At 66.4% G+C, this 20,151-nt stretch carries 18 protein-coding genes and 1 CRISPR repeat array; of the genes, 14 read left to right on the top strand and 4 right to left on the bottom strand.

What is annotated here, in order from left to right; translation table 11 throughout:
- Position 1 precedes the first annotated feature (1 nt).
- From FIU83_RS13075 to cas6, 12 genes are all read left to right on the top strand, one after another.
- On the top strand, positions 2-274 hold the full coding sequence (locus FIU83_RS13075; protein WP_152484450.1) for a hypothetical protein: 273 nt from the start codon (positions 2-4) through the stop codon (positions 272-274).
- 19 nt (positions 275-293) lie between these two features.
- On the top strand, positions 294-1,232 hold the full coding sequence (gene cas1 / locus FIU83_RS13070) for a CRISPR-associated endonuclease Cas1 (RefSeq protein WP_152484449.1): 939 nt from the start codon (positions 294-296) through the stop codon (positions 1,230-1,232).
- 15 nt (positions 1,233-1,247) lie between these two features.
- The gene (gene cas2, locus FIU83_RS13065) at positions 1,248-1,586 is read left to right on the top strand and encodes a CRISPR-associated endonuclease Cas2 (protein ID WP_152484448.1); all 339 of its coding nucleotides are present in this window, start codon (positions 1,248-1,250) and stop codon (positions 1,584-1,586) included.
- Positions 1,587-1,711: 125 nt separating this feature from the next.
- Positions 1,712-4,630: direct repeats of the CRISPR family, unit length 36 nt; unit sequence GTCCGATCGCTTCCCTGACTTCCAAGGGATTAAGAC.
- 231 nt (positions 4,631-4,861) lie between these two features.
- Positions 4,862-5,095 carry a hypothetical protein gene (locus tag FIU83_RS13060; RefSeq protein ID WP_152484447.1) on the top strand — a complete coding sequence of 78 codons (234 nt, stop codon included), beginning with the start codon at positions 4,862-4,864 and terminating at the stop codon, positions 5,093-5,095.
- 64 nt (positions 5,096-5,159) lie between these two features.
- The gene (gene csm6, locus FIU83_RS13055) at positions 5,160-6,371 is read left to right on the top strand and encodes a CRISPR-associated ring nuclease Csm6 (protein WP_152484446.1); all 1,212 of its coding nucleotides are present in this window, start codon (positions 5,160-5,162) and stop codon (positions 6,369-6,371) included.
- 69 nt (positions 6,372-6,440) lie between these two features.
- Complete coding sequence (gene cmr1, locus FIU83_RS13050) at positions 6,441-7,472, top strand: type III-B CRISPR module RAMP protein Cmr1 (RefSeq protein ID WP_172976082.1); 1,032 nt, start codon at positions 6,441-6,443, stop codon at positions 7,470-7,472.
- On the top strand, positions 7,469-9,496 hold the full coding sequence (locus tag FIU83_RS13045; RefSeq protein ID WP_152484444.1) for a type III-B CRISPR-associated protein Cas10/Cmr2: 2,028 nt from the start codon (positions 7,469-7,471) through the stop codon (positions 9,494-9,496). The genes cmr1 and FIU83_RS13045 overlap by 4 nt, the downstream gene beginning before the upstream one ends.
- The gene (locus tag FIU83_RS13040; RefSeq protein WP_152484443.1) at positions 9,493-10,662 is read left to right on the top strand and encodes a type III-B CRISPR module-associated Cmr3 family protein; all 1,170 of its coding nucleotides are present in this window, start codon (positions 9,493-9,495) and stop codon (positions 10,660-10,662) included. Before FIU83_RS13045 ends, FIU83_RS13040 begins: the two co-directional genes overlap by 4 nt.
- A 50-nt stretch (positions 10,663-10,712) precedes the next feature.
- Positions 10,713-11,636: a type III-B CRISPR module RAMP protein Cmr4 gene (gene cmr4 / locus FIU83_RS13035; RefSeq protein WP_216645034.1), complete on the top strand. Its 924-nt coding sequence runs from the start codon at positions 10,713-10,715 to the stop codon at positions 11,634-11,636.
- A 113-nt stretch (positions 11,637-11,749) separates the two neighbouring features.
- Entirely contained in the window at positions 11,750-12,205 is a 456-nt protein-coding gene (gene cmr5 / locus FIU83_RS13030) for a type III-B CRISPR module-associated protein Cmr5 (protein WP_172976081.1), read from the top strand.
- Positions 12,202-13,359 carry a type III-B CRISPR module RAMP protein Cmr6 gene (gene cmr6 / locus FIU83_RS13025; RefSeq protein WP_152484441.1) on the top strand — a complete coding sequence of 386 codons (1,158 nt, stop codon included), beginning with the start codon at positions 12,202-12,204 and terminating at the stop codon, positions 13,357-13,359. Before cmr5 ends, cmr6 begins: the two co-directional genes overlap by 4 nt.
- Positions 13,360-13,363: 4 nt before the next feature.
- Positions 13,364-14,344, top strand: a complete 981-nt coding sequence (gene cas6, locus FIU83_RS13020; protein ID WP_152484440.1) for a CRISPR system precrRNA processing endoribonuclease RAMP protein Cas6 — start codon at positions 13,364-13,366, stop codon at positions 14,342-14,344.
- A 17-nt stretch (positions 14,345-14,361) separates the two neighbouring features.
- Here the strand turns inward: cas6 and asd are convergent, their stop codons facing one another.
- From asd to rsgA, 3 genes are all read right to left on the bottom strand, one after another.
- Complete coding sequence (gene asd / locus FIU83_RS13015) at positions 14,362-15,201, bottom strand: archaetidylserine decarboxylase (protein WP_152484439.1); 840 nt, start codon at positions 15,199-15,201, stop codon at positions 14,362-14,364.
- A gap of 67 nt (positions 15,202-15,268) precedes the next feature.
- On the bottom strand, positions 15,269-16,099 hold the full coding sequence (locus tag FIU83_RS13010) for a sulfurtransferase (RefSeq protein WP_152484438.1): 831 nt from the start codon (positions 16,097-16,099) through the stop codon (positions 15,269-15,271).
- 104 nt (positions 16,100-16,203) lie between these two features.
- A complete protein-coding gene (rsgA, locus tag FIU83_RS13005; protein WP_152484437.1) occupies positions 16,204-17,241 on the bottom strand; it encodes a small ribosomal subunit biogenesis GTPase RsgA in 1,038 nt (345 codons plus the stop codon).
- Between the two features lie 86 nt (positions 17,242-17,327).
- Between rsgA and orn the strand changes: the two genes are divergently transcribed.
- On the top strand, positions 17,328-17,927 hold the full coding sequence (gene orn, locus FIU83_RS13000; RefSeq protein ID WP_152484436.1) for an oligoribonuclease: 600 nt from the start codon (positions 17,328-17,330) through the stop codon (positions 17,925-17,927).
- A gap of 80 nt (positions 17,928-18,007) precedes the next feature.
- Positions 18,008-19,048: a CNNM domain-containing protein gene (locus FIU83_RS12995; protein ID WP_152484435.1), complete on the top strand. Its 1,041-nt coding sequence runs from the start codon at positions 18,008-18,010 to the stop codon at positions 19,046-19,048.
- On the opposite strand, the gene queG is transcribed toward FIU83_RS12995, so the two are convergent.
- Positions 19,045-20,151: a tRNA epoxyqueuosine(34) reductase QueG gene (gene queG / locus FIU83_RS12990; protein WP_152484434.1), complete on the bottom strand. Its 1,107-nt coding sequence runs from the start codon at positions 20,149-20,151 to the stop codon at positions 19,045-19,047. The two genes, FIU83_RS12995 and queG, sit on opposite strands and share 4 nt — an antisense overlap.

Here is a 20,151-nt window from a genome sequence, read left to right as displayed (position 1 = left end):
CATGGAGCCCTGGGTGGTGGCCTATGACATCGCCGATGAGCGTCATCGACGGCGCTGCCGCCGACAGCTGCGCGGCCTTGCCGAGGGCTATCAGAAATCAGTCTTCGAGCTACAGGCGCAGCGCGAATTGCTTACGGCGGCTCTGGCCGAGCTGGCACGACCACTGGAGGGACGCGACAGCCTGCTTGCCGCGCGCGTGTTGCCCTTCGCTCATGCCTGGCAGCTGGGGCGGGGGCCGCAGAGCCCTGCCGGCGACCTGATCGTCATCTGTTGAAAGGGTTCTAGGAGACGCCATGAGCCGAGTGATACTCGATCGTCGCCAGCTGGCGCTGGAGTATGTGACCGATTGTCTGCTGATCCGCAGTCCCGATCAGCCGCCGCGCACGCTGCCGCTCTCGCGGATCAAGCAGCTGGTCTGTCTGCACAGCGTGCAGGTGACGACGCAACTGATCGGCCAGCTGATGAAGCGTGGCATCGACTTCATCGTGGTCAACCAGCGCCATGTGGAACACGGCTTCTCGCTGTTCGCCGACCAGCAGCGGGATGCCTCACGGCGCAGTCTGCAGTACCAGTGGCAGAGCGACGAACGAGCGCGCCTGGCATGGTCGACCCGCTGGGTTCGCCACAAGCTCAAGGTAGGGTGCCAGGTCTTGAAGGAGACCGATGAGGCGGACAGCCAGCAGCTGCGGGAATCGCTGGGCCGGGGCCTCGAGCGCCTGGCGGGGGTAACGGCTGAGGCAGAGCTCAGAGGCATGGAAGGCGCGGCCCAGAAGGCCGTCTTTGCCTGGTGGCGCAAGCGCCTGCCCGGTTCGCTGGGCTTTGTGCAGCGACAGAGGCGCCCCCCGCCGGACCCGGTGAATGCTGTGCTATCGCTTTCCTATGTGCTGGCTCACGACGAAGCCGTGCGTCAGCTCAAGGTAGCGGGGCTTGACCCTCAGCTGGGCCTGTACCACCGCCTGGTTAGCGGGCGTCAAGCGCTGGCCTGCGATCTGATCGAGCCGCTGCGGCCAGTGATCGAGGCCTGGGTCATGGGGCTGTTTCTTGACGGGTATCTGGACCGTCGGCATTTCTCGATGCCCAAGAGCGGTGGCTGTCTGCTGGGCAAGCAGGGGCGGCTCGCTTACTACGAAGCGTTGGAGACACCGCAGCGACTGTGGCGCAAGCGGCTGACCGGATATGCCCGAGTGCTGGCCGGGGCCGTGGACGCCACGACTGCCGGTATGCAGCAGTAATGGGGGGCAGAAGCGATGAGCGAGGTACAGTGGTATGTCATCGCCTACGACATTCGAGAACCACGGCGGCTGCGCAAGGTGCAGCGTCTACTTCGGACCTGCGGCTACGCGCTGCAGGAGTCGGTATTCGCCTGGCAGGGCGATCATCGACAGCTGCGGGAACTACAGCGGCGCCTGCGCGCCCTGATCAAAGCAGAGGTGGATGATGTGCGTGGTTATCCTGTCAGGATGGGGCAGGGCATACTCTGGTGGGGGAATCTGCCGTTGCCCAGCGGCGTCATTGATGAGGCCGCCCCGCGGTTTGAACTCCAACAGCCAGTCCGGCATGATGCTTCCAAGGGAGATGCTCTTTAATAGCGCAGTCAGAACCTCGGCAGTGCGGTGGTTGGTCAAAAATTAGCCAACCTGTTGGTCGCTTTTCGATCGTTGCCGTGCAGGAAATAACTTATTGATAGATAAGGATTGTTTTTCAATCTGCGGTCCGATCGCTTCCCTGACTTCCAAGGGATTAAGACGACAAGGTGATCACCCGCAAGGGTGCGTCCAAGGTCCGATCGCTTCCCTGACTTCCAAGGGATTAAGACCGCTCTTTAACAATCGACCCGCACCAGCTTGGACGTCCGATCGCTTCCCTGACTTCCAAGGGATTAAGACGCCACGCTCAGCCAGGCCCGTATCGAAGCTGCGTCCGATCGCTTCCCTGACTTCCAAGGGATTAAGACGGATGAGGCGATCCGACTGGTCTACGAGAGCTGTCCGATCGCTTCCCTGACTTCCAAGGGATTAAGACGGTTGGCACTTTCCTCAGTCTCTTCTCTCTCACGTCCGATCGCTTCCCTGACTTCCAAGGGATTAAGACGAACTTTGGTGATGTGTATGAAAACCTAGTAGGTCCGATCGCTTCCCTGACTTCCAAGGGATTAAGACCAAGTGAGTGTCACTCATACCCCGCCGGGGGTGGTCCGATCGCTTCCCTGACTTCCAAGGGATTAAGACCGTGCTGCCCATGCCGGCAGCGGGCGACTTCCGTCCGATCGCTTCCCTGACTTCCAAGGGATTAAGACGCAGGCCCGTTGCCCCTGGTCTCAGGCGATGCGGTCCGATCGCTTCCCTGACTTCCAAGGGATTAAGACGATGTCGGTGAGGCGATCCCAGCGGCCGGCGGGGTCCGATCGCTTCCCTGACTTCCAAGGGATTAAGACGCGGTCCAGGCCGCGGCCTACAAGACGGTCTACGTCCGATCGCTTCCCTGACTTCCAAGGGATTAAGACAGGTAGGCCAGGGTGATGGTGGAGCGGTACAGGTCCGATCGCTTCCCTGACTTCCAAGGGATTAAGACTGGTTTTGAAGGTGGCGTTGCACGCGCCCAGTGTCCGATCGCTTCCCTGACTTCCAAGGGATTAAGACGCTGCTGGTCGAGCAGCTTGAGTGCTTGGGCTGTCCGATCGCTTCCCTGACTTCCAAGGGATTAAGACCTGGCTGGCCTCCTCACCATACATGGCGATGTGTCCGATCGCTTCCCTGACTTCCAAGGGATTAAGACCAACATCATCTCCGTGGAGTGAACCATGCTCCGTCCGATCGCTTCCCTGACTTCCAAGGGATTAAGACCCCCCGATCCGCCCGACGCCAACCTCCCGGTGGGTCCGATAGCTTCCCTGACTTCCAAGGGATTAAGACCACCGTGGCCAAGCTGCGCAACCGTGTCAGCGGGTCCGATCGCTTCCCTGACTTCCAAGGGATTAAGACGATGTCGGTGAGGCGATCCCAGCGGCCGGCGGGGTCCGATCGCTTCCCTGACTTCCAAGGGATTAAGACGCCCCACGCCGGTGATCTCGAATCGAGGGTCAGTCCGATCGCTTCCCTGACTTCCAAGGGATTAAGACACGGTCGTAGTGCACCATCGCCCCGGTGATGCGTCCGATCGCTTCCCTGACTTCCAAGGGATTAAGACTTGGGGCCCCGCTTGGCTTTGCTGGGCGCTTTGTCCGATCGCTTCCCTGACTTCCAAGGGATTAAGACAAAGTCATGCGCGAACGCTTGACATTGTGCGAGGTCCGATCGCTTCCCTGACTTCCAAGGGATTAAGACAACGACTCCGAGAGTGTTCGCAAAGTTTTTGAGTCCGATCGCTTCCCTGACTTCCAAGGGATTAAGACCAGCGCAAGTGCAGGCCGTCGCGTTCCAGGCGGTCCGATCGCTTCCCTGACTTCCAAGGGATTAAGACTCGGCATCGGGTCCATGTGCTCCTGGACCTCGGTCCGATCGCTTCCCTGACTTCCAAGGGATTAAGACTCCGCCTCCGGTCCTTGCTGAACCAGAAGCTCCGTCCGATCGCTTCCCTGACTTCCAAGGGATTAAGACGGACTGAGCGAGGCGGCTTGCCTATTCGAGAGGTCCGATCGCTTCCCTGACTTCCAAGGGATTAAGACGGGCGATGCGGTTCGTCCGGCACAGGTTGACGGTCCGATCGCTTCCCTGACTTCCAAGGGATTAAGACTTACCATACGCCACGGCCTGTACAGTGGCGGCAGTCCGATCGCTTCCCTGACTTCCAAGGGATTAAGACGGTCTCTGACGCCTACCTTGAGGGTGTCGTCGGTCCGATCGCTTCCCTGACTTCCAAGGGATTAAGACGCGCAAGCTGTCAGGAAGTGACGAAGACGCTTTGTCCGATCGCTTCCCTGACTTCCAAGGGATTAAGACCCCAGCGCCTTGAAGGGTCGATAGGGCTCCTTGGTCCGATCGCTTCCCTGACTTCCAAGGGATTAAGACAGTCCTGTTTGTGCATAAAATGCACACGAGCACAGTCCGATCGCTTCCCTGACTTCCAAGGGATTAAGACCTGACGCCGTGACCGAATCGCCCATTTTTGCGAGTCCGATCGCTTCCCTGACTTCCAAGGGATTAAGACCGGTGGTGAGGCCCTGCTCAGCCATCCAGCGGGGTCCGATCGCTTCCCTGACTTCCAAGGGATTAAGACGGCCAGTAGTTGTCATCCAACGCCTGCTGGTAGGTCCGATCGCTTCCCTGACTTCCAAGGGATTAAGACACGGTCACAGTAGTGTCCGGGAAGTGGACAAACGTCCGATCGCTTCCCTGACTTCCAAGGGATTAAGACCCAGCAGATCGTCGGGCGCGGCCTGCGGCTCTGTCCGATCGCTTCCCTGACTTCCAAGGGATTTAGACGCCACGCTGGACGCTTGATTGAAGGGCGGTTGCAGTCCGATCGCTTCCCTGACTTCCAAGGGGTTAAGACTCGTTCTCCATGCTCGGCGCCTCGCCGATGATGCGTCCGATCGCTTCCCTGACTTCCAAGAGATTAAGACTTGTTGCGGGTGATGTTGACGTAGACCAGAGAGGTCCGACTATTTCCCTGGCTTCCCAAGGAGTAAGTGCAAGGCTTACTACGGTAGTAAGCCAAGGCGTGAGTTAGATTGCCGATGTGACTCACATGCAATTACCCCCTCGATTACTGCGGCAGTAAGGTCATCCGGCCAGTTTCCATGACGGTTCGGGCTGCATGGCGGGCGAATCAGCACCGAAAATTTGCCCCGGCCGCCTCGCCCGGGCTTTCTGCCAGGATTGGCACCTCGTAATCAGGCGTTGCCACGACGAGGTGCCACACCATGAGTCGATTCTCCGATGATGCGTTTCCCGAAGCCCCCAGCGTGCTCCCCTATGTGCCGGAGTGGGCAGATGAGAAACAGGTGATCACGAATTACACCGGCTATGACTACGAAGGAAGCGAGAACTTCGAACACGACACCAACGCCAGCTTGGTCAATGCCTCCGGCTGTGCCGACGATATTTTCACGGCTACCGCCGAGCATGAGGACTGGCAGGCTGGCTACGACTATTGACGTGTTGAATTACCTGCTCATGAAGTAGAGTTTGAATCGCAACTGGCCATCAGGGAGGAGAGCCATGGAGTCCATACTGCTGGCGGTAACGGGCATGACGCCCCAGGTGGTGACCGAGACGCTCTACGGCCTGGTGGAGAAGGGCGAGCCCTGGCCGGATCGCGTGGAGATCATTACCACCCGCCAGGGCGCTGAGCGGGTGAAGGCGGGCCTGTTCGACCAGGAGCATCTGGCCAGGCTGTGCGAGGCGCTTGGCAAGCCGTCGCTGACGCCAGAGCAGGTAACGATCCACCAGGTGCCGGGCGCCGACGGGGTGCCGGTAGATGATGCCCGCACCCTGGATGATCATGAGGCGCTGGCCGACTACATCATGGAGCGGGTGCGGCACCTGACCGCCAACGACGACTGCGCCCTGCATGCCTCCATAGCCGGTGGCCGCAAGACCATGACCTTCTACCTGGGCTATGCCATGAGCCTGTTTGGCCGCCCCCAGGATCGCATGTCCCACGTGCTGGTCAGCGAGGGCTTCGAGAATCATCCCGATTTCTACTTTCCCACCCGCGAGAGCCACCTCATCACGCTGCGCGATGGCACCGTACTCGATATGCGCGACGCTCGGATCAACCTGGCGGACATTCCCTTCATTCGTCAGCGGGGGCATCTCCCCGGCGCACTGCGTGCCTCGGGGGGTGACCTGAGCTTTCGCCGGCTGGTCGATCTGATCAACCTGGGGCAGCGCCCCGAGACCATTCGTGCGGTCTGGCATGCGGCCGAGATGTGCCTGGAGCTCCGCGATACCCAGCGCTGCCTGGGCCGGGTGACGTTTGCCAGCCGCTTCGACTGGAGCTGGTATCAGGCAGTGGCCGAGGCAACGCGCGCCGGAGATGCCAGCCTGCGCCGCAGCAGCGAAGGCGGCAGCGAGCACCTTGGCCGCTGCCTGATGATGCAGCTGGCGCGCAGCCTGCCGCTGCCGCTGGAGCCCGCGCTTGGCTACCGCGAACAGTTGGCGCAGTGGCTCGATCATTACGAAGGCGTGCTGGAAGATGCTGGTATCCGCCCGGTGGATTTCGAGGCCAGCATGCGCCTGGGGCTCGATGTGGCCCAGGCCACCACGCGTATCAACCGGCGCCTGGCCGAGGCACTGCCCGACGCGCTGGCACGCTGCCTCAAGATCCAGCAGGTGTTCGATGCCCAGGGGCGGCATCTGACCAGAACAACCCGCGGCGGTGGCTATGGCCTGCTGCTGCGAGATGAGCAAGTCGCTATCTCGGAATAACGACAGAATATGGAACCTATGGCCACCGACGTCGGCAGGGGTCGGCACGGCCTGGCTCAGGAGCAGGGCATGGATGAAACGATTGAGCGGTGGCGCGCCGAACTGACGTCGCACACGCCGCGCCGCCTGGAGGCAACATTCAGCATCGTGACGCCGATGTTTCTCGGTGATGGTACCCAGCGGGCGGAGAGCGTGCGCCCGCCCTCGATCAAGGGCGCGCTGCGCTTCTGGTGGCGCGCACTCAACTGGGGGCGGATGCGGGAGGCTGAGCGGGGCAACACTGACGCCGCGCTTCAGCGCTTGCACCGTGAGGAGGCGCGTCTGTTTGGTCTCGCTGCGAGGCGCTCGAACGACCAGCAGGAGGAGGGCGGTCAGGGGCTGTTTCGACTAGGCGTCAGCCAGCCGTCGGACATGGCCACGGTCAGCGACTGGCCCAGGGATGGCAATAGTCAGGGCGGCTACCTGGGCTATGGGCTCTGGGGCTCCAGGGAGGCGCCGCATCGTACCGCCCTGGCCGAAGACCAATCCTTTCGCCTCTCGCTGGCCTTCAAGGCCGATACGAAGGACGGGGACATTCATCAGCTGCGCCAGGCGTTGACGCTTTGGGGACTGCTGGGAGGCCTGGGTAGTCGGGCTCGGCGAGGCTTCGGCAGTGTGGCGCTCACCGAGCTGGACGGTGAGCCGATGGCGGTGACGAGCCTGGCGGACTATCGCGACCGGCTGTCGGCAGCGCTAGGCGATGGCTCCTGGCCCGATAGCCGCCCGCCCTTTACCGCCTGGTCGCAGCAGGCACGCTGTCATGCCTTCGCCACGGCCCCCAGTGGCCGGGCCGCCATCGGCAAGCTTGAAGCTCCCTATAAGGAAGTGCGCAAGAGCCTGCGCGGAAAGACCAAGGTGGTGTTCGGCCTGCCTCTGGTGGGGGTCGATTCACGCAGGCGCCGCGCCAGCCCCTTCCTTATGCACGTGCATCCGGTCGGTGACGCCTTCCTGCCGGTGGTGACCGAGCTGCCGGCGGACTTTCACCCGGATGTTACCGAGCCCGAGGGCTTCGGCCAGCCGCTGAAGCTGTACTTCTCACAGGCCACGGAGCGGCTGCTATGAGCCAGCGCGATCAGTATTTTCATCTCACCCTGGGGCCGGTGCAGGGTTTCGTCGCCCAGGCGCGGCGCACCCGCGACTTCTGGGCCGGCTCCTTCCTGCTCTCCTGGTTGTCCAGCGTGGCGATGCTCAGCGTTCGCGCGCAGGGCGGCGAGATCGAGTTTCCGATCCCCGACGATGCCTTCCTGAAGGCGATGCAGGGCCAGGCCGGGGAGGGGGAGGCTCCGCACCAGGGCAGCGTACCGAACCGTTTCAAGGCACTGGGCGCGCGGGTCGGCGAGGACTTCGACCCCGAGGCGGTGGTCCGGGCCATGCAGCAGGCCTGGCTGGCGCTGTGCAAGACCGTCTGGGACCAGGATCTGGCACCGCACCTGCTCGATGAGCAGCTAGCGACCACCCGGGCGATCTGGTTTCGCCAGCTCAGCCGGTTCTGGGAGATCAGCTGGTGTTTGACCGACGAGCCACAGCGCAGCGACCTGCTGGATCGGCGCAAGAACTGGCGTTGTGACATGGCGCCGGACGAGCCGGGCGTGAAGTGCATGATGATGAGTGGCTGGCAGGAGCTCTCCGGGCTGGAGCGCCCCGACCGGAAGCGGCTCGAGGCCTTCTGGACGTCGTTGCGCGATGCCTTGAAGCCTAGGCAAGGCTGGACCGATCTACGCGAGGGGGAGTGCCTGTCGGCGCTGGGCTTCGTCAAGCGTCGCTTCGTGCGCCACTTTGAGGGCTGGACCACCACGCTGGATAACGACGTGACGCTGAAGGGCTGGGCGCTCAACCCCAACGTGCCGTCCGTGCCCTATCTGGCCGCGGCGCCCTGGTACCGGCGGGTGCTGGAAAAGGCCGCCGGCGATGCCGCCGTCAGCGAGGCGTTGGGGGCGTTCTTCGACGGCGCCGAGCAGCTAGTGGGCTTTCCCGAGTGCCGGACCCCGCTGGCCGGGGTGTATGCGGCCGCCAGGCGGTTGGGGCAGCGTCCCGAGTATTCCGGGCTGGACGGCGTGGTATTCCACGCCTCCCAGCTGGAGCAGGGTGGACGGCGCTTCGATGCGCCGGATGCCGCCGCCCAGACCCTCAAGGCGCTGCAGCGCCTGCGACACACGGCAGGCATGGCCGAGGCATCGAGCTTCTATGCGGTGGTGATCATGGATGGCGACCGCCTCGGCAGCCAGATGAGCGACTCCGACAAGCAGACCGCCATCTCCACGGGGCTGAACGCCTTTACGCGCGGGGTGCCGGCGATCGTGGCGCGCCACGATGGCTTTCTGGTGTATGCCGGCGGCGACGACGTGCTGGCGCTGGCCTCGGTGGATCACGCGATCGACATGGCCAGCGAGATTCGCGCCCACTACAGCGCCTGCTTTGCCGAGCAGAACCGGTCGCTGAACGACGCGCAGCGCATCACCACCAGCCTGTCGGCGGGCATCCAGTTCGCGCATATGCGCCTGCCGCTGACCTTCGTGCTGGGCGATGCCCACTCTCTTCTGGATGACGTGGCCAAGGAGCGTACCGGGCGCGATGCCCTGGCGGTGCGGGTGTGGAAGCCGGGCGGCCGACATCTGGAGTGGAGCCAGCCCTGGGAGTACCTGCTGGCGGACGGCGAGAACCGGCTTACCGTGCTGGTGACACGTTTCCTGCGCCGTGAGCAGGAATCGGCCTTCACCCACCGCTTCTTCTACAAGGCCATGGCGCTGCTCGACCGGCTGCCCGCGAACCTGGCGGAACGCCCGACCGATTCGGCGAAGGAGCTGATGCGCACCCTGCTGGAGGCCGAACTGCGCCATTCGGGCATCGCGCTCAAGCGCGGCGAGCAGAGCCGTCGGGAAGTGGCCGAGCTGATCGAGCCGCTGCTGACGCTGCTCGCCGAACAGCGCCGTACGCTGGATGCTGAGCAGTCGGCGCATATCGCGCCGACCGGTTGCTACAGCCCCGATACGCTGCGCCTGGTGCGCTTTCTGGCCACCGAGTCGCGGCTCGAGCGTGGCGAGGCGACCGGCGCCGAGACACCGGCAGACAAGGAGGTGACGGCATGAGTCGCCAGCGTTGGTTGTTCCAGACCGTGGACAGCTGGTTCTTCCGCGAGGCGCGTGCCCACGATGCGGTGGGTGTCGGCCAGCTGGAGTCGCAGTTTCCCCCCCCCGTCACCACCTTGATGGGGGCCATTCGCACGCATCTGGGGGATCTCGCCGGCGTCGATTGGCGCCGTTTCGCCACCGATCGCGCCGCGCAGGCCGACTTCGCCTGGCTAGGCAACGGTCAGCAGCTTGGCGAGCTGCGGGTGACCGGCCCACACCTCTACCAGGGCGATGAACGCCTCTATCCGGTGCCGGCCGATCTGCTGATCGGCGAGGACGCCCAGGGCAAGAAGGTACTGTCACGACTGCGCGTCGGCGAGCCAGTGCGCTGCGACCTCGGTCGGGTGGCGCTGCCGGCGCTGGATGGTGCGCCGGCCGGCAGCAAGCCGGTGGAGGGCGCCTGGCTGACCGCCAATGGTCTGGCTCGCTGGCAGGCGGGCGAGTGCCCCGAGGCCAAGGACCTGGTCTGGCGCCATGAGCACCTCGACAGCGAGCCGCGCCTGGGCATCGGGCGAGACACGCAACGGGCCACTGTGCAGGACGGGCAGCTCTACCAGACGCGCCATCTTCGCTTTCGCCCGGATAGTTCATTGCGGATCGGGCTGGAGCTCGATGGCGTGCCGGAAGACCTGGCCGCTCGTCTGCCTGACGACACCAGCGTGCGGCTGGGCGGCGAAGGGCGCGAGGCGCAGGTCGAGATCCAGGCCGTGAAGGCACCGTCGATGGGCGATGGGCCCACACTGCAGGCGGGGGATCGCGGGGTGGCGCTGATGCTGGAAACGCCGGGCGCCTTTCGCCACGACGACCAGGCCGAGTGGTGCCTGCCGGGGTTTACCCCGGTCTGCGATGACCAGGGCATCACCACCCACTGGCAGGGCAGGATCAATGGCGTCGAGCTGCGCCTGGTCAGTGCAGCCATGGGCCGCGCCCAGCGCCTGGGCGGCTGGGACCAGCAGCAGCGCCGGCCGCGTGCCGTGCGCAGCCTTGTCGCACCCGGCAGCGTCTACTGCTGCGAACCGGTCGAGGCCGAGCCCGCCGCCCTGGCCGCGGCGCTGCAGTCGGTCGTTCTGGGCGAGGAGCAGGCCTGGGGCTTCGGGCGGTTCTGCCTGGGCCGCTGGCGCTGAGCGGCACGTTCCCTCATCTCTTTACAACAGCTTATTCAAGGAAGGCAGACATGACGGCCATGACACATCAGATGCTGGGACTCTTCGCCGAGACACCGCTGCATGCCGGCGGGGGCGGCAAGGAAGAGCTGATCGACCTGCCCATCCAGCGCGAGATCCACAGCCAGTGGCCCTGCGTCTTCGGTTCGGCGATGAAGGGCGCGCTGCGTGCTCGCGCCGATCAGCTGGGCATGGAAAAAGACCTCAAGACGACGGCCTTCGGGCCGGATACGTTGAATGCCTCCGAGCATGCCGGTGCATTGCTGGTCAGCGATGCCCGTCTGCTGCTGCTGCCGGTGCGCTCGTTGACCGGCCATTTCCGCCTGGTCACCTGCCCGGCGCTGCTGCGTCGCCTGCTGGCCGATCGCGCCCGGGCCGGTCTGGCGGGTGAGGCATCGACGATTCCCGATGTGGCGGCGGGCACCGCCCTGGTGGCCGGGTCGCAGCAGTCGGAGACTCTGTTCCTGGAAGAGTTCGCCTTCACGCCGGCGGCCTGGCCGGAAGTCGAGGCCTGGGTGGAGCGGATACTGGCCCTGGTGGCGCCAGTCGCCGGCCTGGCGGAAGACGACACGCGAAAGGCGCTGACCACTCAGCTGACCCTGGTGGACGACGACAGCTTCAGCCACTTCTGTCGTAGCGCTATCCCGGTGCTGCCCCACGTGCGCATCAGCAGCGACACCAAGACCGTAGAGGGTGGCGCGCTTTGGCACGAAGAGAGCCTGCCGCCGGATACCCTGCTCTACTGCGTGCTGGCGGCCCAGCCGCCGCGCAGCGAGACCCACCGCGAGCTGAGCAGCGCCGAGCTGCTTGAGCAGACCCTGCAGGCGCTGTTCGACGACGGACCCTATCTGCAGGTCGGCGGCAACGAGACCACCGGCATGGGCTGGTGCCGGGTGGCCCGGCTGGGCAGCGAGGCAAAGGGGGGCGAGGCATGAGCAAGAAAAAGCAGAAGTCCGGTAACGCGTCCTCGGGGGTGCTGCAGGCCAGAGTGTCCAGGTCAGGCGATCGCTCACCACCCCGTGAGACTTGTCGGCCAAAGGCGGTTGGGATGTCGTCAAGCAGCGGTCGGTCGCTGCGCCTGGTCGAGCAGCGCCGCGCCGAGTTTGCGCTGCAGCGGCTGCAGGAGGCGCTGGCCGAGTCGGAAAACAGCCAGTACCAGCACACGCAGCTCAAGAGCTACCTGCGCCGCCTGCCGGCCATGATCCAGATGAACGGCTTTGGCCAGGCGATGGCGTTTTATTTCGCCAAGCGCACCAACTATGCGGCCTACGGGGTGATCTACAAGCTGCTGGAAGACTGGCTGTGCGGCGACGGGGCCGTGTATGCCGGCCAGGCGGTCACTCCGGGGCTGCATCCCGCCGAGCCAGTATTGCTGCAGGCGTTGATGAGCCAGGACCAGCATCACTACCGGCGCGCCACGGCGGAGACCCAGGCTATGCTGGCCTGGGCCAAGAAGTTTGCCGAGGCGCTGATCGTCAAGGACGACGTGGAGGAGGCGCGATGACCGGGCTGCCACTCTATGCCGAGCACCGGGCGCCGGCGAGCTTTCCCGCAAGGGGGCAGGGCCACCCGGGGCTATGGTTCGAGCGCTTCTTCGCCCAGTATGCGCGCGACTTTTCGCTGGGCAACGAGGCCAAGAGCGATTTCCTCAAGACGCTGTGTGCCCCGGGTCCCGGGGCGCTGAGAGTGGGTGACCCCGATGCACTCAAGGCACACTGGATGCGCCAGGCTGCACTGATGGCGCACCGCGGCGGGCGCCAGTGCGCGTTCAGCTCCCGCTGGCATTTTGCCACCGGGCTTGGCCTTCCGCACCCGGTGGAGAACGGCTTGCTGTTTCATCCCACCCTCGGGGTGCCCTACCTGCCCGGCAGCAGCGTCAAGGGCCTGGTACGCGCCTGGATCGAGCAGCACCTGGCCGAGCCTGAGGCGGCGCTCAAGCGGATCTTCGGCAGCCGCAGCAAGGATCCGGCCGCAAGCGATGAGTTCGTTGCCGGCGAGGTGCTGTTCTTCGACGCCTTGCCGGTGGAGCCGGTCTCGCTGGTGATCGATACCATGACGCCGCATATGGGCCAGTGGTACGAGCAGGGGGCCGAGCAGCCTGGCATCCGCGAGACCCTGCCCGCCGACTGGCATGATCCGGTCCCGGTGCCGTTCCTGGCCGTCAAGCAGACGAGCCTGGCGTTTCCCTTCGCGCCGCGGGTGCGGCGCGACGACACGCCGGCGCTGCTGGCGCTGGTGGAGGAAATGCTGGAGCGCGCCCTGTGGCATGCCGGCGCCGGTGCCAAGACGGCGGCCGGCTACGGCAGCTTCGCGGCCTGTGATGACGATGTGGTCAAGAAGCTTGACGACTGGACACGAGATATCGAGCAGGCCTGGGAGGAGGCGCGCGAGCGGCAGGCGCTGGCGGCCCTGTCGCCGAGCCAGCAGCGGCTGGCCTGGCTGGAGCGGGCCGTGCAGGAATCGGTCAACCAGAATCCCAGCAGCGGTGGCGACTTTCGCAACGCGCTGCTGGCCGATGTCAGGGAGGCCGCCGTGCACTGGCCGGAAGCGGATCGCGATGCCTTGCTGGCGCTGGTCCAGTCCTTCCTGAAGACGCACGGCAGCAAGAACAAGCTCAAGGAGTTCAAGCAGCTCAGGCGCGAGCTATGGGGAGACTAGGCGGATGAGGGTGATGGAAGCGACAGCCGGCCAGCAGCTCGATACGGCCGTGAGCGCCGGGCTGCCGATGGGGCTCTATCGTCTGCAGACGGTGGCCGAGCAGCCGATTCACTTGCCGGGTTTTGCTGGTGCCACGCTGCGAGGTGCCCTGGGCCATGCGCTGCGAGAGCTTTCCTGCATGACCGGGATGGCGAGCTGCGAGGGCTGCCCGCTGCTGCGCTCCTGCCGCTACCCTGCCTTATTCGAGCCCAAGGCGCTGGGCACCGCCAGTCCAGGCCATCCCACACCGCCGCCGCCCTATATCCTGCGCTCGCCGGTGACACGCCCCCATACGTTGCGCCCCGGGGCGCAGTTCCAGTTCGAGATGGCCGTCTTCGGCCTTTCCCCGGCCGATGTCGAACTGCTTGTGCGGGCCTGGCAGCGCGCGCTCTACAAGGGGCTGGGCACGCGCCGGGGGCGGGCGCGGCTGGTATCGGTCCAGCACTATCAGGGGCAGCGTTGGAACGAGGTCTGGCAGGAAGCTCACAGTGAATGGTCACCGCACCTTGCCCGACTGCTACAGCCTGCAGGGGTGCCAGACGACCTGAGCACGTTGACGCTGCGCTTCATGAGTCCGGTGCGGTTGCAGCATCGTGGTCGGCTCTGCCACCCCGAACAGGTGACACCACCTATCTTGCTCGCCGCTCTGGTGCGGCGCCTGAAACTGGTGGCGGGCGCCGCAATGCGACCGGCGCCGCCGACCAGCGATGGCTTGGCGCTGTCTACCGAAATGCGCCTGTATCGCTGGGAGCGCCAGTCGAGTCGGCAGGGTCGTGCCATCCGGCTGGACGGTCTGGTGGGGGATATCCACCTGACGGGGGATGCCCTGAAGGCCTGGTGGCCTTGGCTATGGCTGGGCCAGTTCACCCATCTTGGCAAGAACGTCAGCCATGGCCTCGGCCAGTATCAGTTGGTGCATGGCGGCGAGGCTGGCTCGCCCGTCTAGCGCGGCGTCTGCCGCTGTCACGTGGACGTGGCGTGCCCCAGCGACTGCCCCATGCGCACCGCCTGCTCGGGCGCCAGGTCGCCGAAGTCCACCGGCTCGGCGAAGGCCATCACCACGGTGGAGCCGAGCTTGAAGCGGCCCATCTCCTCGCCCTTCTCCAGGCGCACCGGGGTGTCGAATCGGATGCGCTGCACCTCGCCGGAGAGCGGCGTGACCTGCCCGGCCCACACCGTCTCGATGGCGGCGACGATCATCGCCCCCACCAGCACCATCACCATGGGGCCGTGCTCGGTGTCGAAGTGGCACACCAGCCGCTCGTTGCGGGCGAAGAGGTTGGGCACGTGGTGGGTGGTGGCGGCGTTCACCGAGAAGAGGCGTCCCGGCACGTAGACCATCGAGGTCAGGGTGCCGCCGACGGGCATGTGCACCCGGTGGTAGTCGCTCGGCGAGAGGTAGACGGTGGCGAAGCTGCCGCCCAGGTAGCGCCGGGCCGCCTCGCCGTCGCCGCCGAGCAGCTCCATGGCCGAGAAGCGGTGGCCCTTGGCCTGGATCAGCTGGCCGGCCTCGATGGGGCCGAACTGCGAGAGGGTGCCGTCGGCGGGGGAGACCATGCCCTCGCCGATCGGCCGGGCGTCCTCCTCCAGGGCGCGGGTGAAGAAGTCGTTGAAGGTCGCGTAGGCGGTCGGGTCGGGCTCGGCGGCCTCGTCCATGTCGACCTCGAACCGGCGGATGAAGGCCCGGATCAGGGCGTTCTTCAGCCAGGGCACGCGGCAGCTGGCGAGCCGTCCCACCAGTCGCGAGAGCAGGTGGTGAGGCAGGGGGTACTGGATCAGGGCGAAGAGTCGAGCGAATGACACGGGCGGTCGTCCATCAGGGAAGCGGGGAGGAAAGGCCACGCCCGGGCGTGGCCGTCGAAGCGGGCGATCAGGTCTCGATGGGGGTGTCGTCGCGGTTGCCCCACTCCTGCCAAGAGCCGGGGTAGGCGCGGATCTTCTCGAAGCCCAGGGCGCGGCCCACGAGCCAGGTGAAGCCGCTGCGGTGGTGGCTCTGGCAGTGGGTGACCACCTCCATGTCCGGCGTGATGCCGATGGCCTCGAGCTCGGTGACGAGCTCGGCGTAGTCGCGCAGGCGCAGTCCACGCTCGGGGTCCATGGCCCGGGTCCACTCCAGGTTGACCGCCCCGGGCACGTGGCCCAGGCGACGGTTGTTGCCCTTCTCGCCGTCGTACTCGGCCCGCGAGCGGGCGTCCCAGATGGCGAAGCCCTTGTCGCCCAGGCGCTCCTCGAGCTCGAGGCGATCGATGGCGACCTCGGGATGGAGCAGCTCGGCCTGGTAGTCGCTGGGTGCGGGGGCGTGCGTCTCGGTGGAGAGCGGCAGGCCGGCCTCGCGCCAGGCGTGGAGGCCGCCGTTGAGGTAGGAGTAGCGGGTGTGGCCGATCAGCTCCAGGGTCCACAGCAGGCGGCCGGCCCAGCCGCCGCCCTCGTCATCGTAGGCCACCACGTGGGTGTCGCGGGTCAGTCCGAGGGACGAGAAGAGCCGCGACAGCGCCTCGACGGAGGGCACCTCGTTGGGCACCTCACCCTCGCCGGCCAGCAGCCGGCGATGATCGAGGAAGAGGGCGCCGGGCACGTGGCCCGCGTCATGGCTCTCGGCCTTGAGCGGCACGTCGATGATCAAAAGCGAGGGCTCGTCGAGCCGGGCGGCCAGCTGGTCGGGCTCGACGATCAGCGGCAGCAGGTTGTCTTCGGAACTCATGGCACACTCTCCTTAAAGTCGGCTCCTTGAATTCGGCGCCTCGAGGTAGGCTCCGCGATGCGGACAGTCGCGCCTCGGGTTGGTCGCCCGGGGCCTGTGTCCTGTCAGCTTGTCACAAGACTCTCGACGATGCGTCGGTAGCTGGCGAAGCGCTCGGGGTGGATCTCGCCGCGCTCCACGGCGGCGAGCAGGGCGCAGCCCGGTTCCTGGCGGTGGCGACAGTCGCGGAAGCGACAGCGCCCCAGCACCTCGCGAAACTCGATGAAGCCCTCGGTGACCTGCTGCTCGTCCAGGTGGGTCAGGCCGAACTCGCGGATCCCGGGAGAGTCGATCAGCTCGCCGGCCTCGGCGTCGTCGGGTTCGCCCGGCGCGAAGCGGTAGAGCCGCGCGGTGGTGGTGGTGTGGCGACCCTTGCGGGAGTCCTCGGAGAGCGCGCCGATGCGCAGCGCCTCGTCTGGCAGCAGGCGGTCAATCAGCGACGACTTGCCCACGCCGCTCTGGCCGACGAACACCGAGGTGCGGCCGGCGAGCCGCGCGTAGAGCGCCGAGAGGCCGCCCTCGCGCTCGGTGGTGGTGGTCACCACCGGATAGCCCAGCGCCTCGTAGCGCGCCAGCAGTGCGCGCAGCTCGCCGCCCTCGGCCGGCAGCAGGTCGATCTTGTTGAGCACCAGCACAGGCGCGATGCCGGTGGCCTCGGCGGCCACCAGGTAGCGATCGATCAGGTTGGCGTGGGGCGCGGGCTCCACCGCGAAGACGATCAGGATCTGGTCGATGTTGGCGGCCACCGGCTTCAGCTGGCCGCGGGGGTCGGGGCGCTCCAGCACGCTGGCGCGCTCGCCCCGGGCCACCACCACGCCGTCCCGGGCGTCGTGGGCGGCGCGCCAGATCACCCGGTCGCCGGTGACCAGCCCCTCGAGGTTGGCGCGCAGGTGGCAGCGCACGGTCTCGCCGCCCGCATCGGCGCGCACGTCCAGGGTGCGCCCGAAGTGGGCGATCACGCGGCCGTTCTGCTCCGGCCCGTACTCGCCGGCGGCCAGCTTGTCGCTGTCCTTGGCCTTGCGCCGATCGGCGCGGCGGGCGCGCTCGGCCTGGACCTTCTCGATGCGCCAGCGCTGCTGGCGGCTCAACTTGCGTTTGCTCATGGGGGCCCGAAGCTCGCTACAATAGGGCGCATTGTACTCACCCAAGGCGCCCGCTGTCGTCCGCCGGCGCCCCCAAGGAAGCCCCCATGACCGAGCACCCCACGCCCGCCACCGCCGATGCGCGACGCCAGCGCCTGATCTGGATCGACCTCGAGATGACCGGGCTCGACCCGAACCGCGAGCGCATCATCGAGATCGCCACCCTGGTCACCGACGCCGATCTCAATATCATCGCCGAGGGCCCGGTGATCGCGGTGCACCAGCCCGACGCACTGCTCGACGCCATGGACGAGTGGAACACCCGGACCCACGGGGCCTCGGGGCTGGTGGAGCGGGTCAAGGAGAGCCGGGTCGACACCGCCGAGGCCGAGCGGCGCACCCTCGAGTTCCTCGCCGCCCACGTCGAGGCCGGCGCCTCGCCGATGTGCGGCAACAGCATCCACCAGGATCGCCGCTTCCTGGAGCGGGAGATGCCCGAGCTGCTGGCCTTCTTCCACTACCGCAACCTCGACGTCTCGACCCTCAAGGAGCTCGCCAAGCGCTGGAACCCGGGCGCCCTGGCGGGCTTCCAGAAGCGCAACGTGCACCTCGCCATGGACGATATCCGCGAGTCCATCGCCGAGCTCGCCCACTACCGCACCACCCTGCTCAAGACGGCCGATGCGCGTAGCGACGAGGAGGAGTGAGGCCGATAGCGCCGCCCCGAGCCCTGCCGCCCGCCCCGACGCCGCCCGACGGCGTCCCTGACTCCTGACGCGAGGCCCTCATGTTCCTGCTAGCCGCGTTTGCCGCCCTCTCCATCGGCGTCTCATTCATCTGCTCGCTGCTCGAGGCGGCGCTGCTCTCGATGACGCCGAGCTACGTGGCCGGGCTGCGCGAGACGCGCCCCGAGCTGCATCGCCGCCTGGCCCATCTCAAGCAGAATATCGACCAGCCGCTGGCCGCCATCCTGACCCTCAACACCATCGCCCACACCGTGGGGGCCACCGGCGTGGGCGCCCAGGTCACGGTGGTGTTCGGCGAGGCCTGGCTCGGCATCGCCTCGGCGGTGATGACGCTGCTGATCCTGTTCGTTTCCGAGATCATTCCCAAGACCATCGGCGCCACCTACTGGCGCCAGCTGGCGGGGAGCCTGGTCAAGGTGCTGGGGGCGATGGTGTGGGCGATGAAGCCGTTCATCTGGCTCTCCGAGGCGATCACCCGGCGCATCGGCCGCCACGAGCACGACACCGACATGCGCGGCGAGATCAAGGCGCTGGCGCAGATCGGCCTGGAGGAGCGGGCCCTGGACGCCGACGAGGTGCGGGTGATCACCAACATCATCAACCTGCACGAGATCGGGGTGAAGGAGGTGATGACGCCGCGCACGGTCTCGGTCACCGTCAAGCCGCAGATGAGCGTGGCGGAGTTCGACGAGCAGCTCGGACGCTCGGCCTTCACCCGCTTCCCGGTGATGGACGGCGGCGAGCAGGCGCTGGGCTACGTGCACAAGGCCGACACCTACCACGCCGCGCCGGAGACGACCCTCAAGTCGCTGATGCATCCGGTGCGCAGCGTCCAGGAGGACGAGAACGTCGAGCACCTCTTCGCGGTCATGCTGCGCGACCGCCAGCACCTCTGCGTGGTCTACGACGAGCTCGGGACCTGGGTCGGGCTGGTCACCCTGGAGGACATGCTCGAGGCGATCCTCGGCCAGGACATCGTCGACGAGACCGACAACGTGGCCAACCTGCGCAAGTACGCGCGCCAGCGCTGGACCAAGCGGCTGCGGCGCATGCCGGAGAGCGGCGACGGGGAGGCGGGCTAGCCGGCGCTGGCGATGCGCGCCTCGCGCTTGTCGCGCTGGCGGGAAAGCGCCCAGCGAACGTGCTCGCGCACCAGGTCGGAGGGGTAGGCCAGCCGCGCCATCAGCGCGGCCTCCACGGCCTCGCTCCAGGGCGCGTTGCCGAGCCCCACGGCGAGGTTGCGCAGCCAGCGCTCGTAGCCGATGCGCCGGATCGGGTTGCCGGCGGTCTTCTCCAGGAACTCCTCCTCGCCCCAGGCGAACAGCGAGACCAGGCTCGCCCGGTCCAGGTCGTGGCGCGGCGCGAAGTCGGGCTCCCGGCTGACCCGGGCGAAGCGGGTGAAGGGGCAGACCAGCTGGCAGTCGTCACAGCCGAACACTCGGTTGCCCATGGCCGCGCGGTAGCGCTCCGGGATGGCGCCGAACAGCTCGATGGTCAGGTACGAGATGCAGGCCCGGGCGTCGACCACCCGGTCCTCGACGATCGCCCCGGTGGGGCAGGCGGTGCGACAGGCGCTGCAGCTGCCGCAGTGGTCGGTCTCGAAGGGGGCGTCCACCGGCAGCGGCAGGTCGGTATAGAGCTCACCGAGGAAGAACAGCGAGCCGGCCTTGGGGTTGAGCAGCATGGCGTTCTTGCCGAACCAGCCGAGGCCCGCCTTGCGCGCCAGGGCGCGCTCCATCACCGGGGCGGAGTCGACGAAGGCGCGATAGCCGAAGCTGCCCACCTCGCCCTCGATCCACTTGGCGAGCGTCGCCAGCCGCTTGCGCATCAGCTTGTGGTAGTCGCGCCCGGTGGCGTAGCGGGAGACGTAGGCGAGCGACGGGCGTCCCAGCACCTTGGTGGTCTCCACCTCGGCGGGCAGGTAGTCCAGGCGCACGCTGATCACCCGCCGGGTGCCGGGGACCAGCTCCTCCGGGCGGGTGCGCTTGGTGCCGTGCTTGGCCATGAAGCCCATCTCGCCGTGGTGGCCGGCGGCCAGCCAGGCCTCGAGGTGGGCCTCGTCCTCGGCCATGTCGACGTCGGTGATGCCCAGCTGCTGGAAGCCGAGCTCGCGGCCCCAGGTCTTGATCCTCTCGGCGAGGGCGGTCATGTCGGGGGCGTCACCGGCGGGGGACACTGGGCTCAT

This window comes from Halomonas sp. THAF5a, from assembly GCF_009363755.1.
Lineage (GTDB): Bacteria > Pseudomonadota > Gammaproteobacteria > Pseudomonadales > Halomonadaceae > Halomonas.
This window is presented reverse-complemented; position numbering and strand designations above follow the sequence as displayed.

What these genes read in the sequence shown, in the direction of transcription:
- FIU83_RS13045 (WP_152484444.1), top strand. Translation starts at nt 7,469, where the DNA reads ATGAGCCAGCGCGATCAGTATTTTCATCTCACCCTGGGGCCGGTGCAG.
- cmr5 (WP_172976081.1), top strand. Translation starts at nt 11,750, where the DNA reads ATGTCGTCAAGCAGCGGTCGGTCGCTGCGCCTGGTCGAGCAGCGCCGC.
- queG (WP_152484434.1), bottom strand. Translation starts at nt 20,151, where the DNA reads ATGAGCCCAGTGTCCCCCGCCGGTGACGCCCCCGACATGACCGCCCTC.
- orn (WP_152484436.1), top strand. Translation starts at nt 17,328, where the DNA reads ATGACCGAGCACCCCACGCCCGCCACCGCCGATGCGCGACGCCAGCGC.
- cas2 (WP_152484448.1), top strand. Translation starts at nt 1,248, where the DNA reads ATGAGCGAGGTACAGTGGTATGTCATCGCCTACGACATTCGAGAACCA.
- FIU83_RS13010 (WP_152484438.1), bottom strand. Translation starts at nt 16,099, where the DNA reads ATGAGTTCCGAAGACAACCTGCTGCCGCTGATCGTCGAGCCCGACCAG.
- cmr6 (WP_152484441.1), top strand. Translation starts at nt 12,202, where the DNA reads ATGACCGGGCTGCCACTCTATGCCGAGCACCGGGCGCCGGCGAGCTTT.
- cmr1 (WP_172976082.1), top strand. Translation starts at nt 6,441, where the DNA reads ATGGATGAAACGATTGAGCGGTGGCGCGCCGAACTGACGTCGCACACG.
- FIU83_RS12995 (WP_152484435.1), top strand. Translation starts at nt 18,008, where the DNA reads ATGTTCCTGCTAGCCGCGTTTGCCGCCCTCTCCATCGGCGTCTCATTC.
- FIU83_RS13075 (WP_152484450.1), top strand. Translation starts at nt 2, where the DNA reads ATGGAGCCCTGGGTGGTGGCCTATGACATCGCCGATGAGCGTCATCGA.
- csm6 (WP_152484446.1), top strand. Translation starts at nt 5,160, where the DNA reads ATGGAGTCCATACTGCTGGCGGTAACGGGCATGACGCCCCAGGTGGTG.
- cas1 (WP_152484449.1), top strand. Translation starts at nt 294, where the DNA reads ATGAGCCGAGTGATACTCGATCGTCGCCAGCTGGCGCTGGAGTATGTG.
- FIU83_RS13060 (WP_152484447.1), top strand. Translation starts at nt 4,862, where the DNA reads ATGAGTCGATTCTCCGATGATGCGTTTCCCGAAGCCCCCAGCGTGCTC.
- cas6 (WP_152484440.1), top strand. Translation starts at nt 13,364, where the DNA reads ATGAGGGTGATGGAAGCGACAGCCGGCCAGCAGCTCGATACGGCCGTG.
- FIU83_RS13040 (WP_152484443.1), top strand. Translation starts at nt 9,493, where the DNA reads ATGAGTCGCCAGCGTTGGTTGTTCCAGACCGTGGACAGCTGGTTCTTC.
- rsgA (WP_152484437.1), bottom strand. Translation starts at nt 17,241, where the DNA reads ATGAGCAAACGCAAGTTGAGCCGCCAGCAGCGCTGGCGCATCGAGAAG.
- cmr4 (WP_216645034.1), top strand. Translation starts at nt 10,713, where the DNA reads ATGACGGCCATGACACATCAGATGCTGGGACTCTTCGCCGAGACACCG.